13 protein-coding genes are annotated in these 14,479 nt (G+C 70.5%); 8 read left to right on the plus strand and 5 right to left on the minus strand.

Going from position 1 to position 14,479, the window contains the following annotated elements:
• Positions 1–46: 46 nt before the first annotated feature.
• The 4 genes from O7608_RS09820 (at position 47) to O7608_RS09835 (ending at position 3,939) form a co-directional block, all read left to right on the plus strand.
• Positions 47–439 carry an Imm1 family immunity protein gene (locus O7608_RS09820; protein ID WP_289209639.1) on the plus strand — a complete coding sequence of 131 codons (393 nt, stop codon included), beginning with the start codon at positions 47–49 and terminating at the stop codon, positions 437–439.
• Between the two features lie 278 nt (positions 440–717).
• Positions 718–981: a hypothetical protein gene (locus tag O7608_RS09825; RefSeq protein ID WP_289209640.1), complete on the plus strand. Its 264-nt coding sequence runs from the start codon at positions 718–720 to the stop codon at positions 979–981.
• 118 nt (positions 982–1,099) lie between these two features.
• Complete coding sequence (locus O7608_RS09830) at positions 1,100–1,498, plus strand: hypothetical protein (RefSeq protein WP_282223752.1); 399 nt, start codon at positions 1,100–1,102, stop codon at positions 1,496–1,498.
• Entirely contained in the window at positions 1,498–3,939 is a 2,442-nt protein-coding gene (locus O7608_RS09835; RefSeq protein WP_289209641.1) for a DUF4132 domain-containing protein, read from the plus strand. The genes O7608_RS09830 and O7608_RS09835 overlap by 1 nt, the downstream gene beginning before the upstream one ends.
• A gap of 72 nt (positions 3,940–4,011) precedes the next feature.
• Here O7608_RS09835 and argG read toward each other — a convergent pair whose 3' ends face one another.
• A complete protein-coding gene (argG, locus tag O7608_RS09840; protein ID WP_282223750.1) occupies positions 4,012–5,430 on the minus strand; it encodes an argininosuccinate synthase in 1,419 nt (472 codons plus the stop codon).
• A 298-nt stretch (positions 5,431–5,728) separates the two neighbouring features.
• Between argG and O7608_RS09845 the strand changes: the two genes are divergently transcribed.
• The 3 genes from O7608_RS09845 to O7608_RS09855 all read left to right on the plus strand — a co-directional run bounded on the left by O7608_RS09845 (position 5,729) and on the right by O7608_RS09855 (position 8,669).
• Positions 5,729–6,316 (plus strand): hypothetical protein, encoded by a 588-nt coding sequence (locus O7608_RS09845; protein WP_289209642.1) that lies wholly within the window; start codon positions 5,729–5,731, stop codon positions 6,314–6,316.
• 5 nt (positions 6,317–6,321) lie between these two features.
• On the plus strand, positions 6,322–6,990 hold the full coding sequence (locus O7608_RS09850) for a copper resistance CopC family protein (protein WP_289209643.1): 669 nt from the start codon (positions 6,322–6,324) through the stop codon (positions 6,988–6,990).
• 125 nt (positions 6,991–7,115) lie between these two features.
• Complete coding sequence (locus O7608_RS09855; RefSeq protein WP_289209644.1) at positions 7,116–8,669, plus strand: NAD(P)-binding domain-containing protein; 1,554 nt, start codon at positions 7,116–7,118, stop codon at positions 8,667–8,669.
• Between the two features lie 27 nt (positions 8,670–8,696).
• On the opposite strand, the gene O7608_RS09860 is transcribed toward O7608_RS09855, so the two are convergent.
• From O7608_RS09860 to O7608_RS09875, 4 genes are all read right to left on the minus strand, one after another.
• Positions 8,697–9,296, minus strand: coding sequence for a nitroreductase family protein (locus O7608_RS09860; RefSeq protein WP_289210845.1), 600 nt, complete (start codon positions 9,294–9,296; stop codon positions 8,697–8,699).
• Between the two features lie 189 nt (positions 9,297–9,485).
• Positions 9,486–10,607 carry a carboxylate-amine ligase gene (locus O7608_RS09865; protein ID WP_289209645.1) on the minus strand — a complete coding sequence of 374 codons (1,122 nt, stop codon included), beginning with the start codon at positions 10,605–10,607 and terminating at the stop codon, positions 9,486–9,488.
• Positions 10,608–10,635: 28 nt separating this feature from the next.
• Entirely contained in the window at positions 10,636–11,853 is a 1,218-nt protein-coding gene (locus O7608_RS09870) for a M20/M25/M40 family metallo-hydrolase (protein ID WP_289209646.1), read from the minus strand.
• 125 nt (positions 11,854–11,978) lie between these two features.
• Positions 11,979–12,992 (minus strand): hypothetical protein, encoded by a 1,014-nt coding sequence (locus tag O7608_RS09875; protein WP_289209647.1) that lies wholly within the window; start codon positions 12,990–12,992, stop codon positions 11,979–11,981.
• 212 nt (positions 12,993–13,204) lie between these two features.
• Between O7608_RS09875 and O7608_RS09880 the strand changes: the two genes are divergently transcribed.
• Positions 13,205–14,461 (plus strand): extracellular solute-binding protein, encoded by a 1,257-nt coding sequence (locus O7608_RS09880; protein ID WP_289209648.1) that lies wholly within the window; start codon positions 13,205–13,207, stop codon positions 14,459–14,461.
• The last annotated feature ends 18 nt before the right edge of the window (positions 14,462–14,479 follow it).

Below are 14,479 nucleotides of genomic sequence, written 5' to 3' on the forward strand. Positions count from 1 at the left end.
GTTATGATGGAACCTTCACTGGACTCTCGGATCGGAGTGCTTGGCTATGCTGGCGATCACGTGGGGCGGCGGCTCCGGCGAGGCGGCCGTCGTTTCCGGCGATGAGTTGAGAGGCAGGCTGATTGAGTTGGATCGGCATGCCGCAGCGCGCCCATTCATCGTTGACGTGACTATTGATAGTGGCGACACGATAAGCGTCGCTTTGGGTCGAGAAGTGTCGGTCCTCAACTTCACTTCGGCATCCAAGAAGCCGCCCTATTTTGCGAGTGAGGGCCGCCTGCCGGGGTCCCGTTTTGGTGTCGTAAGGTTCGAGTACTTTGGTTCAATGACAGAATTTCCAGAATGGCAGGCTGTATCCAGAAATGATGCACTGGAGGCGGTATGCAGGTTCGTTGCTGCTGGAGTTCTGCCGGATAATATTCTTTGGAGTGAGGTGTAACGGCGCCTTGCTAGGTGAGCGAACGTCGCGGAGAGTTGCGGCATGGTTGTTGCAGGTCTTGGAGTTTCGCGGTGGTCTGCCCATGTTGCCGTCAGGGTTGCCGTTACGCTCATTTTGGCGGGCGGTATGGTCGTACTCTGCCGGCCGCTCCGCCCAGGATAACTGAACCCTCAACGTCCGGGAGGCGAAGGCATGGGCCGTCATTGCAGGGGGAGGCCGCGGCTCGGACTCCGAGGTTCGTCACCGTCGCAATATCCCCCATATGAAAGGGGTGGACGTTGGCAACGATGTTTTACTCTGATAAATATCTTGCCCTCCTTGGTGAGGCCATTCCGGGTGAGGTTGATACCGATGAAATCCTCATGTTCCTGAAAGGTCAGGGCCTGTCAATCATTCAGTCGACAATTGTCTACGCGCGGCGACGCGGATTGTCTATGTCGGATGCAAAAGAGGCTGTTGTTGAGAATGACGTCTGGGGCGGGATAGTAGCAGAGCACTCGAGCTTTCATGATGAATTGGAGGGTGGCGTCGAGGTGGATTAGCCGAAACTGGATCGGGTGGGCCGGTTCCGGCTGGTCGGTCGAGGAAGGTCCCCAGGTCGTGCCATCGCCAGGGTCGGTCGGGGCTGGTTGTCGCAGGGCGGACCTAGACTGCGGCGCCATGGCGATGGTGACCTTTGTCGACGAGAGCACTGCCGGGGCCCGTACCCCGGCCTGGGCGCTGCGGATATTCGAGGAGCGACTGACGCTGCGGGAGCTGATCCGTCGGCGGATCCACCAGGAGGTGGCCGAGTACCACGCCGCCGAAGGGGTCGTGCCGAACCGGTCGCTGGTGGCGCCGACCCCGGTCGAGCAGACCCTCAACGGCGACCCGGCGGCCCGCCGCCGCCCCCGGGTCGACCCCGACACCCAGGTCGCGCTCGCCGAAACGGCGTTTCGCCGCAACGGGTTCGTGGTGCTGGTCGGTGACCGGCAGGTCGAGGACCTCGACGACGAGGTCGACCTGCGCCGGGACACCGAGGTCACGTTCCTCAAGCTCGTACCGCTGGTCGGTGGCTGATGTCGATCACGGGCAACACCGAGCCGTGGCGCGCCGAGCGGCTGCGTGAGCTGGTCGCCGGTGCCGACGTACCCGGCCTGGCCAGCTATCTCTACCGGCACTCCTGGCAGGTCGTCAACAAGGCGGAGCACCGGGCGCTGCTGCGACCGCTGTCCCGGCCCGATCTGGTACACCTGATGCGTGCCCTGATCGACGTCCGGCTCGACGGCGGCCACCTGCCGTGGGCGGCGACGGAGCTGCTGTCACAGCTGGCCCGGCGGCTGCCCGAGGACGTGTCCGCCGAGGACGCCGAGGCCCTGGGCGCGTTCGTCGTCCTGTCGCCGCACGCACTGCCGCCGACCGCGTTGGAGCTGGTGGCGCGCCGGCTGCAGGACACCAGCGGGCTGCCGGACGACGTACTGAAATGGGTGCAGCTGCGGTCGGGGGAGAGCCCCCGGTTGCGGCAGTTCCTCGCGGAGCGGGGCAGCGTACCGCTGGAGCCGGTGGACCCGTGGGCCGCGCAGATTCTCACCGAGCTGCCGACCCTCGGCCCGGCCTGGCCCCGGCTGCTGGCGCACGCCAGCACCGCGACCGCCGCCCGCCCGCCGGCGGCCTGGCTGAAGGCCGCCCGGGAGCTGCTCGCCGAGGTCGACCCGGCGCAGGCCCGTACGGTGCTGGACCGGTGGCTGACCGCCGCGTCGGTCACCCCTCAGCAGGTGCCGGACGCCGGCAACGCCGACGTGCTGCGGGGCCTGCTCTGGCTGGCGGAGCTGACCGGCCCGACGACCGACCAGGTACGCCTGTTCGGCGTACTGGTCGAGGTGATGTTGCGGCGGCTGCCGGGGGTCGGGCCGGCCTGCCCGAAGATCGCCAACGCGGCGGTCGGGGTGCTGGGCCGCCTCGACGGTGACGCCGCCCTGGCCCAGCTGGCCCGGCTGTCGGCGCGGCTGACGTACAAGGGCACCCGCAACGAGGTCGACAAGGCGCTCGACGCGCGGGCCGCCGCGCTCGGCATCGGCCGGGACGAGATCGAGGAGCTGGCGGTCCCCGACTACGGGTTGACCGACGTCGGTCGGCACGAGGTGACGGTCGGCGGCTGCCGGGTGGAGCTGTCGGCGGGCGCCAGCACCGTCGCGGTGACCTGGCACAACGACGCGGGCCGGGTGGTGAAGTCGCCTCCGGCGGCGGTACGGCGTGACCATCCGCAGGTCGTGGCCGACGTGAAGGCGCTGGCCAAGGACGTTTCCGGGATGTTGGCGGCGCAGTCGGCCCGACTGGACCGGCTCTTCCTGGCCCGACGCGACTGGAGCCTGTCGGTGTGGCGGGAGCGCTACCTGGACCATCCGCTGGTCGGCGTCCTGGCCCGGCGGCTGCTGTGGCTGGTCGACGGGGTGGTGTGCGGCTGGGCCGACGGCGCGCTGCGGACGGTCGACGACACCCCGGTGTCGGCCGCCGACGACGCGGTGGTGCAGCTGTGGCATCCGATCGGGCGGCCGGTGCCGGAGGTGCTCGCCTGGCGGGAGTGGCTGGAGCGCCACCGGGTGGTGCAGCCGTTCAAGCAGGCCCACCGGGAGGTGTACCTGCTGACCCCGGCGGAGGAGTCCACCGGCACCTACTCGAACCGGTTCGCCGGGCACGTGCTGCGCCAGCACCAGTTCCATGCGCTCGCCGCCGCCCGGGGCTGGGCGGACAAGCTGCGGTTGATGGTCGACGACACGTATCCGCCGACGGTGCGGCAGCTGCCGCAGTGGGGGCTGCGGGCGGAGTACTGGGTGGAGGGGATCGGCGACGACTACGGCGTCGACACCACCGACAGCGGTACCTACCTGCGGCTGGTCACCGACCAGGTGCGGTTCTATCCGATCGACGCCCCCGGCAACGTGGCGCACGCCAGCGGCGGCGGCTACACCGGCGGCCGGTGGGGCACGCAACGGGCGCCGGTGGTGCCGATGCCGCTGAGCGAGGTGCCGCCGCTGGTGTTCAGCGAGGTGCTGCGCGACGTCGACCTGTTCGTCGGGGTGGCCAGCGTCGGCAACGACCCGACCTGGTCCGACGGCGGGCCGGCGGGCCGGTTCCGGGACTACTGGTCGTCGTACAGCTTCGGGGAGTTGTCGGCGACGGCGCAGACCCGCCGGGACCTGCTGGCCCGGCTGCTGCCCCGGCTGGCGGTGGGTGCCCGGGCCAGCATCGACGGCCGGTTCCTGGTGGTCCGGGGTGAGCTGCGCACCTACAAGATCCACCTGGGGTCGGGGAACATCCTGATGAGCCCGAACGACACCTACCTGTGCATCGTGCCGGACCGGTCGGCGACGCGCCCCGGTGATGACCGCCACGACGCGTTCCTGCCGTTCGAGGGGGACACCGTGCTCGCCGTGATCCTCAGCAAGGCGATGCTGCTGGCCCGGGACACCGAGATCACCGACGTGACGATCACCCAGCAGATCGGCATCGCCACCGGCTGAGGACGTCGGCGAGCTGAGTACGCCGGCGGGGGTGCACCGACACGTCGGTGCACCCCCGCCGGCCTGCTGGTCTCAGTCGGTGCCGGACTCGATCGCGGCCCGGTCCAACGCGTCCGGCTTGACCGACACGTCCTCACCGCCGGTGCGGACGATGTCGGTGGCGCCGCCGAACGGCAGTTCGCTGATCAGTCCGCTGCCGGGCAGCAGCGGGCCGTCGGCGACGTACTGCTCCAGCTTGTCCCGGGAGTCGGCGATGTCGAGGTTGCGCATCGTCAGCTGGCCGATCCGGTCGTCCGGGCTGAACGCCGGGTAGTGGCTGCGCTCCATCGACAGCTTGTCCGGGTGGTAGCTCAGGTGCGGCCCGGTGGTGTCGACGATCGAGTAGTCCTGGCCGCGCCGCAGCCGGACGGTGACGCTGCCGGTGACCGGGTAGCCGACCCAGCGGTGCAGGCTCTCCCGCAGCATCAGCGCCTGCGGGTCGAACCAGCGGCCCTCGTACAGCAGCCGCCCGAGCCGGCGGCCTTCGATCTGGTACGCCGCGACGGTGTCCTCGTTGTGGATGGCGGTGAGCAGCCGCTCGTACGCGATGTTCAGCAGCGCCATGCCGGGGGCCTCGTAGATGCCGCGGCTCTTGGCCTCGATGATCCGGTTCTCGATCTGGTCGGACATGCCCAGCCCGTGCCGGCCGCCGATCCGGTTGGCCTCGTGCACCAGGTCGACGGCGCTGGCGAAGCCCTGGCCGTTGATCTTCACGGGGCGGCCGTGGGCGAACTCGACGGTGACGTCCTCGGTCGCGATGTCGACGTCCGGCTGCCAGAACGGCACCCCCATGATCGGGGTGACGATCTCGATCGAGGTGTCGAGGTGCTCCAGCTGCTTTGCCTCGTGGGTGGCGCCCCAGATGTTGGCGTCGGTGGAGTAGGCCTTCTCCGCCGAGTCGCGGTACGGCAGGTCGCGCTGCGCCAGCCAGTGCGACATCTCCAGTCGGCCACCGAGCTCGGAGACGAACGCGCCGTCCAGCCACGGCTTGTAGATCCGCAGCCCCGGGTTGGCCAGCAGCCCGTACCGGTAGAAGCGTTCGATGTCGTTGCCCTTGAACGTCGAACCGTCACCCCAGATGGAGATGTCGTCGGACTGCATGGCCTGCACCAGCATGGTGCCGACGACGGCCCGCCCGAGGGGGGTGGTGTTGAAGTACGTCTGCCCGCCGGAGCGGATGTGGAAGGCGCCACAGGCCAGCGCGACCAGGCCCTCCTCGACCAGCGCCGCGCGGCAGTCGACCAGGCGCGCCTTCTCGGCGCCGTAGATCAGGGCCCGGTCGGGTACGTCGCTGAGGTCCGGCTCGTCGTACTGGCCGACGTCGGCGGTGTACGCGTACGGGACGGCGCCGCGTTCACGCATCCACGCGACCGCGATGGATGTGTCCAGGCCGCCGGAGAACGCGATGCCGATCCGTTCACCTACGGGCAGTTTGCGCAGCACCTTCGACATGGCCGTCAGTCTAGGCGAGGGCGGGCGGGCCGGGCCGGGCCGCCCTCACCTCCGGCGGCGTGACCGGCCGACCGTGGGAAGCCGGCGGTGCCCCGGCGTACGGGCTGCGCCCCGCCGTCCTGTTCGGGTGCCCTCGACCGCATCCGAGCCTTCGCCGAGTGTTGCGACAAATGCCGGTGGCTCGGTCATGCGCCAACTACGACCCGGCAACTGCCCAGTCTGGGAGAAGAGTCGCGCGCAACGGTCCGATAGTTTCATCACACTTGGTCAATCTCTGCCTCACGGAAGGTGCGCGCTCATGGCTCAGGACGTCGCCGCCGCGCCGGGCGGGCTGCTGGCGCGGCTCAACGGTGCCCACCACAAACTGGCCCTGAACGGATTTCTCGCCGTGGTGATCGCCCACTGGGCCGAGCACCTGGTGCAGGCGTACCAGATCTGGGTCCTCGGCTATCCCCGGCCGCAGGCCCGCGGGGTGCTCGGCCAGTGGTTCCCCTGGCTGGTCACCTCCGAATGGCTGCACTACGGCTACGCCATCGTGATGCTCGCCTTCCTGTTCCTGCTCCGGCGCGGCTTCACCGGCCGGGCACGCACCTGGTGGACGATCGCGCTGGCCATCCAGTTCTGGCATCACATCGAACACCTGCTGCTGCTGATCCAGGCGCAGACCGGCACCATCTTCTTCGGCCAGCCGGTGGTCACCAGCGTGGCGCAGTTGATCATCCCCCGGGTCGAGCTGCACCTGTTCTACAACTCGGTGGTGTTCGTGCCGATGCTGATCGCGATGTACCTGCACCTGCGGCCGAACGCCACCGAACGGGAGCAGATGAGCTGCAGCTGCGCCGGTCACCGTACGCCCGCGCAGCGGCTCGCCCCGCACACGGCCTGATCCGGATGCGGCCCGACCTGGACCCGGTCCGGCGGGGATGGCGGCGGGGGCGGCGGCGACCTGCGGCTGCCGCCGCCTTCGCCGGCCTCGCCGCCATCGTCGGCCTGCTCACGGTCACCCCCGGCCCGGCGCACGCCGACGACCGGACGGCGGACGTGACGGCCCAGCCTGCGGTGGTGGTGGCCCAGCGCGCGGCGGTGGCCGCCGAACCGGTGGCCGGCGCCGTCCTGGCCGAGCCGCCGACGGCCGTGTCGGTGACCTTCGGCGACACCGTCCAGCCCGAACTGTCGCACCTGGATGTCTTCGACGCCGACGGACAGCGGCTCACCGGCGGCGGCTTCGACCAGCCCACGCCCACCCGGATCCGGTTGCCGGTCGAGTTGACCGCCGCCGGGGACTACACGGTGGCGTACCACGTCACCTTCCCCGACGGCAGCAGCGCCTCCGACGCGTACCGCTTCAGTGTCGGCACCGGGGTGCCGCCGGCGCCGCTCGCGGCCGCCGACCGGCAGGCCCGCGTCGACGAGGTGTCCGCGCACGCCCACCAGATCGACGGCTTCAGCGCCACGCTGCTGATCATCGACGGGGTGGTGCTGCTCGGCGTGATCCTGATGCTCTGGCTGCGGCCCCGTGACGGCCGACCGATGACCTACCGGCCCGACGACCCCGACTGACGACCCCGACAGACGAGCCGGGAACCCTCGCTCCTCATCGGACCGGGAAATACCGGGTCGCGGTATTGACCGTCCGGCGCGGGTGCTCGATCGTCGTGGATATTCCGAACCCCGGGGAGACCACGATGACGCACCCGTCCGGCGTTACCGAGCACCACCGGTACCTCATCATCGGCGCCGGTCCGGCCGGCCTGCAGCTGAGCTACTACCTGCAGCAGGCCGGCTGCGACTATGCCACAGTGGAGCGGGCCGAGGCGCCGGGGGAGTTCTTCCGGCGGTTCCCCCGCCACCGGGGGCTCATCTCGCTCAACAAGGTGCACACGGTCAGCACCGACCCGGAGATCCGGCTGCGCTGGGACTGGAACTCGCTGCTGCACGAACCGTTCGACCTGCCGTTCGCCGACTACAGCAGGCAGTACTACCCGAGCGCCGACGACATGGTCCGCTACCTCGTCGACTTCGCCGCGCACCACCGGCTCGCGATCCGCTACGGGGTCGCCGTCGACCAGGTGACGAAGCAGGACGGGATCTTCCTGGCGCACACCGCCGACCGGATCTACAGCGCCGACTGCCTGATCATGGCGACCGGCTGGGGCCGACCGAACATCCCCGATGTCCCCGGCATCGAGCACGCCGTCGGGTACGAGTCGATGAGCACCGACCCGGCCGACTACGCCGGGCAGCGGGTGCTCATCCTCGGCAAGGGCAACTCGGCGTTCGAGACCGCGTCAGCGATCCTCGGCCACGCCTCGATGGTGCACCTGGCCAGCCCTCGGCCGATGCGCCTGGCCTGGAACACCAAACACCCCGGCGACGTACGCGGACACCACGGCGCGGTGATGGACAGCTACCAGTTCAAGACGCTGCACTCGGTGCTCGACTGCGTCGTCGACGAGATCGTGCCGACCGGCGAGGGCTACCGGGTGCATCTGACGTACACCCACGCCGACGGCGAGACCGCCGTGATGGACTACGAGTCGGTGCTGCGCTGCACCGGCTTCGCCATGGACACCTCGGTGTTCGGCGCCGGTGCCCGGCCCCGACTGGTGCCCAGCGGCCGGATGCCGGCCACCGCACCCGACTGGCAGTCCGTCGACGTCGACGGGCTCTACTTCGCCGGCACCATCGCCCAGGACCGTGACTTCAAGAAGGCCTCGTCGGCCTTCGTCGACGGCTTCCGCTACAACCTGCGCACCCTGACGGCACTGCTGCGCGAGCGGTACGAGGGCGTACCGCTGCCCTTCGACACGGTGCCCGCCGACGCCGAGACGCTGACCGGCGTGCTGCTGGACCGGGTCAACTGGAGTTCCGCGCTGTGGACGCAGTTCGAGTTCCTGGTCGACGCGGTCGTCGTCGACCCCGGCACCGGGCAGGCCCGGCACTACCACGACCTGCCGGAGGATCTCGTGGCGGCGCGGTTCGCCGACGAGGAGTACTGCTACACGTTCGGGCTGCGCTGGGGTCGGGACCCGTACCCGGACGTGTTCGCCATCGAGCGTCACCCGCAGCCGGACCGGGCCGCGGAGAGCGCCTTCATCCACCCGGTGCTGCGCCGCTACCGCCACGGTGAGCTGGTCGACGAACTGCACCTGCTGGAGGACCTGCTGGCCGAGTGGCGCCGCCCCGACCGGCACGTCCTGCCGCTGCAGGACCATCTCGCCAAGGACCTGCCGCGCTGACCGCCCGCAGACTGGCGTCGGTCACGGTCACCGCCGCACCAGGACCTCGCTGAGTGGTTTGCGCTCCAGTTGGGGCACGGTGACCCCGTCGGCCGGGTAGCCGACCGGCATCACCACGCAGGCGCGTTCCTCGGCGGGCCGGTCGCAGATCTCGTTGAGGAACCGCATCGGGCTCGGCGTGTGGGTGAGGGTGGCCAGCCCGGCCAGGTGCAGCGCGGTGATCAGCATCCCGGTCGCGATGCCCACCGATTCCTTGACGTAGTACGGCTTCGGGGTGTGCGGCCCCTGGTGCACCTCGAAGACCACGATCACCACCGGGGCGATCTCCAGGAAGGGTTTCTCCCAGTCGGTGCCGATCGGGGCGATGGCGGAGAGCCACTCCTCGGAGGCGCGCCGATGGTAGAACTCCCACTCCTCGGCCTCGGCGGCCTGCCGCAGCCGGCGTTTGCGCTCCGGGTCGGTGACCACCACGAACCGCCACGGCTGCAGGTTCGCGCCGCTGGGTGCCGACGCGGCTGCCCGGACCGCCTCGTCGATCACGTCGAGCGGCACCGGCTCGGCGGAGAAGTGCCGCACCGACCGGCGGGCGGCCATCCGGTCGGCGAAGTCCCTGGCGGTACGGCTCATGACCGCCGGTTCGAGCCGGTCGAGTTGTAACGGGGTGGTCAACGGTCCTCCAGCCGGAGTCGGGGTCGCCACCTCAGGATGCGCCAACGCGTGACCATATGGTTACTCAGAATTGCGTTCCTGCTGCGACGCCGGTCCGCCGGCAGCTCAGCCCGCCGGTCCGCCTGGTCCGCCTGGTCCGCCGTCGGGTCAGTCCGCGGTGCGGTCGGCGAGCCAGTCGACGACGGCGGCGGCGTCACCGCCGTTGTCGGCCGCCACCGCCCGCTGCCGGCGGGCACCGGTGCCCTCGGCGCGGACCCGCCCCCACCAGTCGACGACGAACGGGTGGGCCTCCTGGTCGTGCAGCACCGGTGCGACGGTGTCGATGAGCGCGCCGACCAGGTCGGCGGCCGGCCGCAGCCGGCCGGTGAACAGGTCCAGCCCCTGACCGTCGAGGCCGTCGCGGGCCGCCCGCCAGTACGCCGCCCGGAGCTGCTCGACCGGTACGTCGACCGGTGGCTCGCCTCGGCGTACCGCTGCGCACAGGTGGGTGACCAGCGCCCGCACCACGGCCGCGTACAGCGCCGACTCCTCGGCGGTGACGGCGCTGTCGGCGACCCTGACCTCCAGGGTGGGCTTGGTGTGCGACGGCCGGACGTCCCAGAAGATGGTGCCCTCGTCGACCATGGCACCGGCGGCGAGCAGCGAGTCGACCACCTGCTCGTAGTGCGTGGCCGAGGCGAACAGCGGTGGCGGCCCGGCCACCGGCCACCGCGACCAGGTCATGGTCCGCCAACTCGCGTACCCGGAGTCCCGGTTGTCCCAGTACGGCGAGTTCGCCGTCAACGTGAGCAGCACCGGCAGGTACGGCCGCAGGTGGTTGCCGACCTGCACCGCCAGCTCCCGGTCGGGCATCTCGACGTGGACGTGCAACGCGCATATCGCCAGCTCGTCGTGCAGACCCCGGAACGTCTCGGTGCCCCGGGTCTGTCGGGGCCCGACGGTGATGGGCGGTGGCACCGGGCCGGCGATCACCGCGGATCCGCTGGCGACGACGCGCAGCCCGCGCGAGCGGGCACGGTCGGCGATCACCTTGCGGGCCCCGGTGAGCTGCGCGACCAGGTCGGCGACGCTCGCGCACGGCGCGGTGCGGGTCTCCACCTGCAGCGGGGTGATCTCGCCAGCGACCCGGTCGGCGAGGTACGGCGCGGCGTCCCGGACGATCTGGCCCGCCTGCGGTACGGGGGCCCGGCTGGCCGCGTCGACGACGATGAACTCCTCCTCCACACCGAACCGGGGAGCCGGATCCGGTGGACTGCTCGATGGTGGCATGGTGGGGGAGTCCCTTCTCGACCGAGGTTCACCGTTCGCCGATCGCGGTTGACCGGAGCGTAGTCGTCCGGGTCGAGGCGCGGGGCCCGTCGGTCGTCCCGGTCGTCCCAGCCGTTGCGGCGATTGCGGTCGTCCCGGTGATGTCGGCGATCATCGCGGCGAGCAGCGCCGTGCGGTCCGGCATCTGCGACACGTCGACCCATTCGTGGCGGGCGTGCGCGCCCCCGCCGACGCCGCCGAGCCCGTCCAACGTGGCCACACCCAGCGAGCCGGTGAAGTTGGCGTCGGAGGCGCCGGGCGCGTGCGCGCCGTCGATCGGCGCCAGCCCCATCCGGCCGCCGGCCGTGCGGGCGATCGCCAGCAGCGGCAGTGCCACCTGCTCCGGCAGCGGGTAGCGGTTGACACCACCGTCGACGGTGACGGTCGCGCCGGCCAGGTGAGGGGTGACCGCCCGGATCATCCGGTCGACCCGGTGCAGCTCGTCGCGGGTCCACGCGCGTACGTCCACGCTGAATTCGGCGGACTCGGGCACCTGGTTGGTCATCCGGCCGCCGCTGAGCATGGTCGGGGTGACGCTGGTGCCGTCGGTGGCCAACGCCCGTACCGCCAGCACCTGATGGGCCAGTTCGACGGCGGCGTTGACGCCCCGGTGCGGCTCGACTCCGGCGTGCGCGGCCCGCCCGTGTACGGCGATCCGGTACACCGACCCGCCCTTGCGGGCGATCTTGAGCGCGCCGTCCTCCGTGGCGGGTTCACCGACCAGTACGGCCCGGGACCGCGCCGCCTGCTGCTCGATCAGGGCCCGGGAGGTCGGCGACCCGCTCTCCTCGTCCCCAGTCAGCAGCAGACCGACCCGCGAGGTGTCCGGGAGCAACGCCAACGCGGTGACCATCTGGACGATCCCGGACTTCATGTCGCACACTCCGGGGCCGGTCGCGATCGGGCCGTCGACCCGGAACGGCCAGTCGTCGATCGTTCCGGCCGGCCACACCGTGTCGTAGTGCCCGATCAGCAGGACCCGCTGGTCGCGGGCGGGCCAGAGCAGGTGGACGACGCCGTCGACGACGACCCGGCGGGCCGGGCGGCCCAGTGCCGCGCTGCCCCACTCGTCGAGCAGGTCCGCGCAGGCGGCGAGCTGCCCGGGTGCGCCCGGTGGTGACTCGGCGGCGACCAGTACGCCGAGTCTGTGCGCCATCGTCGATGCCTGGCCCTGTGCTTCGCGTCGGATCGCAGCTGCATCCATCATGGATCCGATGGTCTGGCCGTGCCGCGTCGGCTGACAAGCTTCCTGGTTGCGTTCCATGCGGGTGCCGGTGCGCGGCCAACGCAGTGGCGGGCAACTGAGCACGTCGGGACAACGACCGGGCTGGTTCAGCGGCTGTTGTACGGCATCGTCGGGAACCAGCCGTAGTCGAACATGGCGGGCAGCCGCACGTTCCAGTAGACGATCATGAAGACGCCGAGGGCGATCAGCATTGCGCCGGTGATCGCGGCGGTCCTGGCCGGGTCGCTGGCGAGCCAGCGGACGAACCGGCCCCGACTGGCCACGATCAGCAGGGCGAACAGCGCCGACACGATGACGATGTTGCCGATCGACTGCAGGACGAACGCCCCCGCGCCGTACAGCGGGTTGCCGTTGTCCACCGCCCACAGGAAGAGCTTGTTGAACAGCGGGTACGGTCGGCCGATCAGGAAACCGCCGACGAGCGCGCCGAGCAGCACCACCCGGGCCACCGGCCGGCGCGCGAACGGGTCGGGCAGCATTCCCACGACGGCCAGGCCGAGGTAGACGAAGACCAGCCCGATGACCCCGAACACGACCATCGCCTGGATGAGTCGGACCGGCAGGCCACCCACCGAGGCGGTGGACAGTTGCGGCAGTCGGTCGCCGAGCAGCACGCCGATCACGCCGTACGCGGCGGAGACGGCGACCATGCCGACGGTGAGCCAGCCGATCGGTTTCACCAGGACCCGCAGGCCGGAGCCGGTCGCGCCACCGGCGCTGCTACCGCCACCGCCGGCGCTGCCACTGCCGGCCTGGCTCATCGGGCCGATCGACGCGGCCATCGCGATGTTGCAGGCGGTGAAGGTGCCGGCGAGGCCGGAAACGAAGGCGAAGACGAGCGCGGCGGCGGTGCCGCCGATCGCGGTGGCCTTCGCGTCGTGGCCGAGCAGTGCGTTCGCCACGTTGTCGCCGATCACGTGGTCGACGAACTCGTAGGACCAGAGGATCGCCAGGAGGACGCCGGCAGCGATGGCGGCGACGACGATCCGGCCTGCGGTGGCGGGCCGGCTGGCGGCAGGCCCGGTGGCGGCGGGCCCAGTAGCGACGGGCCCGGTGGTGACGGGCGGCGGAGCCGAGGATCCACTTCTGGGAGTCGTCATGACAGCGAATTATCCGCTGGGTGATCAGATAGTTCCTCTCCGATGTTGCTGACTCTGACGTGGGGTGCTGCTGACCTTGACGTACGGCCGTGTCGGTTGTCGCCATCCGTCACACCCTTGACATCTCCCCGTAGTGTGACCCACACAACCAATCGCCAGATGTCGATCTTGGGCGTGCGGGTGTCGGCGACGTCGTAGAGAGGGGGGAGTCAATGCCGGAGCAGTACTCCCGGCGGTCGTTTCTCAGCGGGGTGCTGGCCACCGGGACCTTCACCGCCGCCACGTTCTACCTGATGCCCGGCGGTCGCCGGCCCCCGTCGGTGGAGCTCACACTCGCCACCGGAGCCGACCCGACCGGCGCCCGTGACCTGCTGATCTCGATCTGGAACCGGAACAATCCACAGACCACCGTCCGGGTCGAGACGATCGCCGTCGGCTCCGGCGACGAGCGGCAGATCATGCTCGACAAGGCCCGGCAGGGCGCCGCCGACCTGCTCAACCTCGACATCATCGACGTACCGGAGTTCGCTGACCAGGAACTCGTCGCCGCGCTCCCGCTCGGTGACAACGGGCCGCTGCTGCCCTCGTTGCGCGGCATCCACCGGGTCGGCGCCGACGACAGCCACTACTGGGCGGTGCCGTTCAACACCGACGTCGGGATGCTGTTCACCCGTACCGACGACGACGCCGAGCCGCCGGCACCCCCGCCGTCGCTGCCCGAGCTGCTCGACACCGTCCCCGACGGCAGCCAGCAGTTCATCGGACAACTGCGGCCCAGCGTCTCGGCGTTCTACGAGGCGTTCGTCGTCAACGTCCTGGAACACGCCGCCGCCCAGCGGCCCGGCGTCCTCAAACCCGTCGACGGACCCAGCGCCGGCGCGGCAGCCGAGCGTGTCTCCGAGGACCTCGACCTGTGGCGGAGCGCACTGACCCCGCTGCGCGAGGCGATTGCCACCGGCCGCGTCATGACCTCCGGCGACGAGACCGACTCCCGGGACCGCTTCGCCGCACCCGGTTCTTCGGCCCGCTACATGCGCAACTGGCCGGTCAAGTACCGGGAGCTGCAGCAACTGGCCAACCCGGACGTGCGGGCCGGCCGGGTGCGGGTCGACCAGCTGACCGTCGGTGTCCTCGGCGGGCAGAGCCTGGCAGTGGTCGCCCGCAGCCCGTACGCCGACCGTGCCCGCGCCTTCATCGACTTCGTGACCGGCGACGACGCCCAGAAGATCCTGGCGATGCACGGGCTCGCGCCCACCTCGATCGCCGCCTACAACGACCCCAACCTGCGGGCGGCGGTGCCGCACCTGGGCGCGATCCGTGCGGCGGTCGAGCAGGCGCTGCCCCGCCCGGCGCACCGCAACTACCGACGCTTCTCCGACGTGGTCAAGGAGCACGTCGAACAGTTCCTCTACCAGGGGACCGACCTCGGCCCCCGGTTCACCGACGAAATGCTGACCGCCCTCGACTGACCGCCGGCCGCCCCTGCG

The organism is Solwaraspora sp. WMMA2056 (genome assembly GCF_030345095.1).
In the GTDB taxonomy this organism is placed as follows: domain Bacteria; phylum Actinomycetota; class Actinomycetes; order Mycobacteriales; family Micromonosporaceae; genus Micromonospora_E.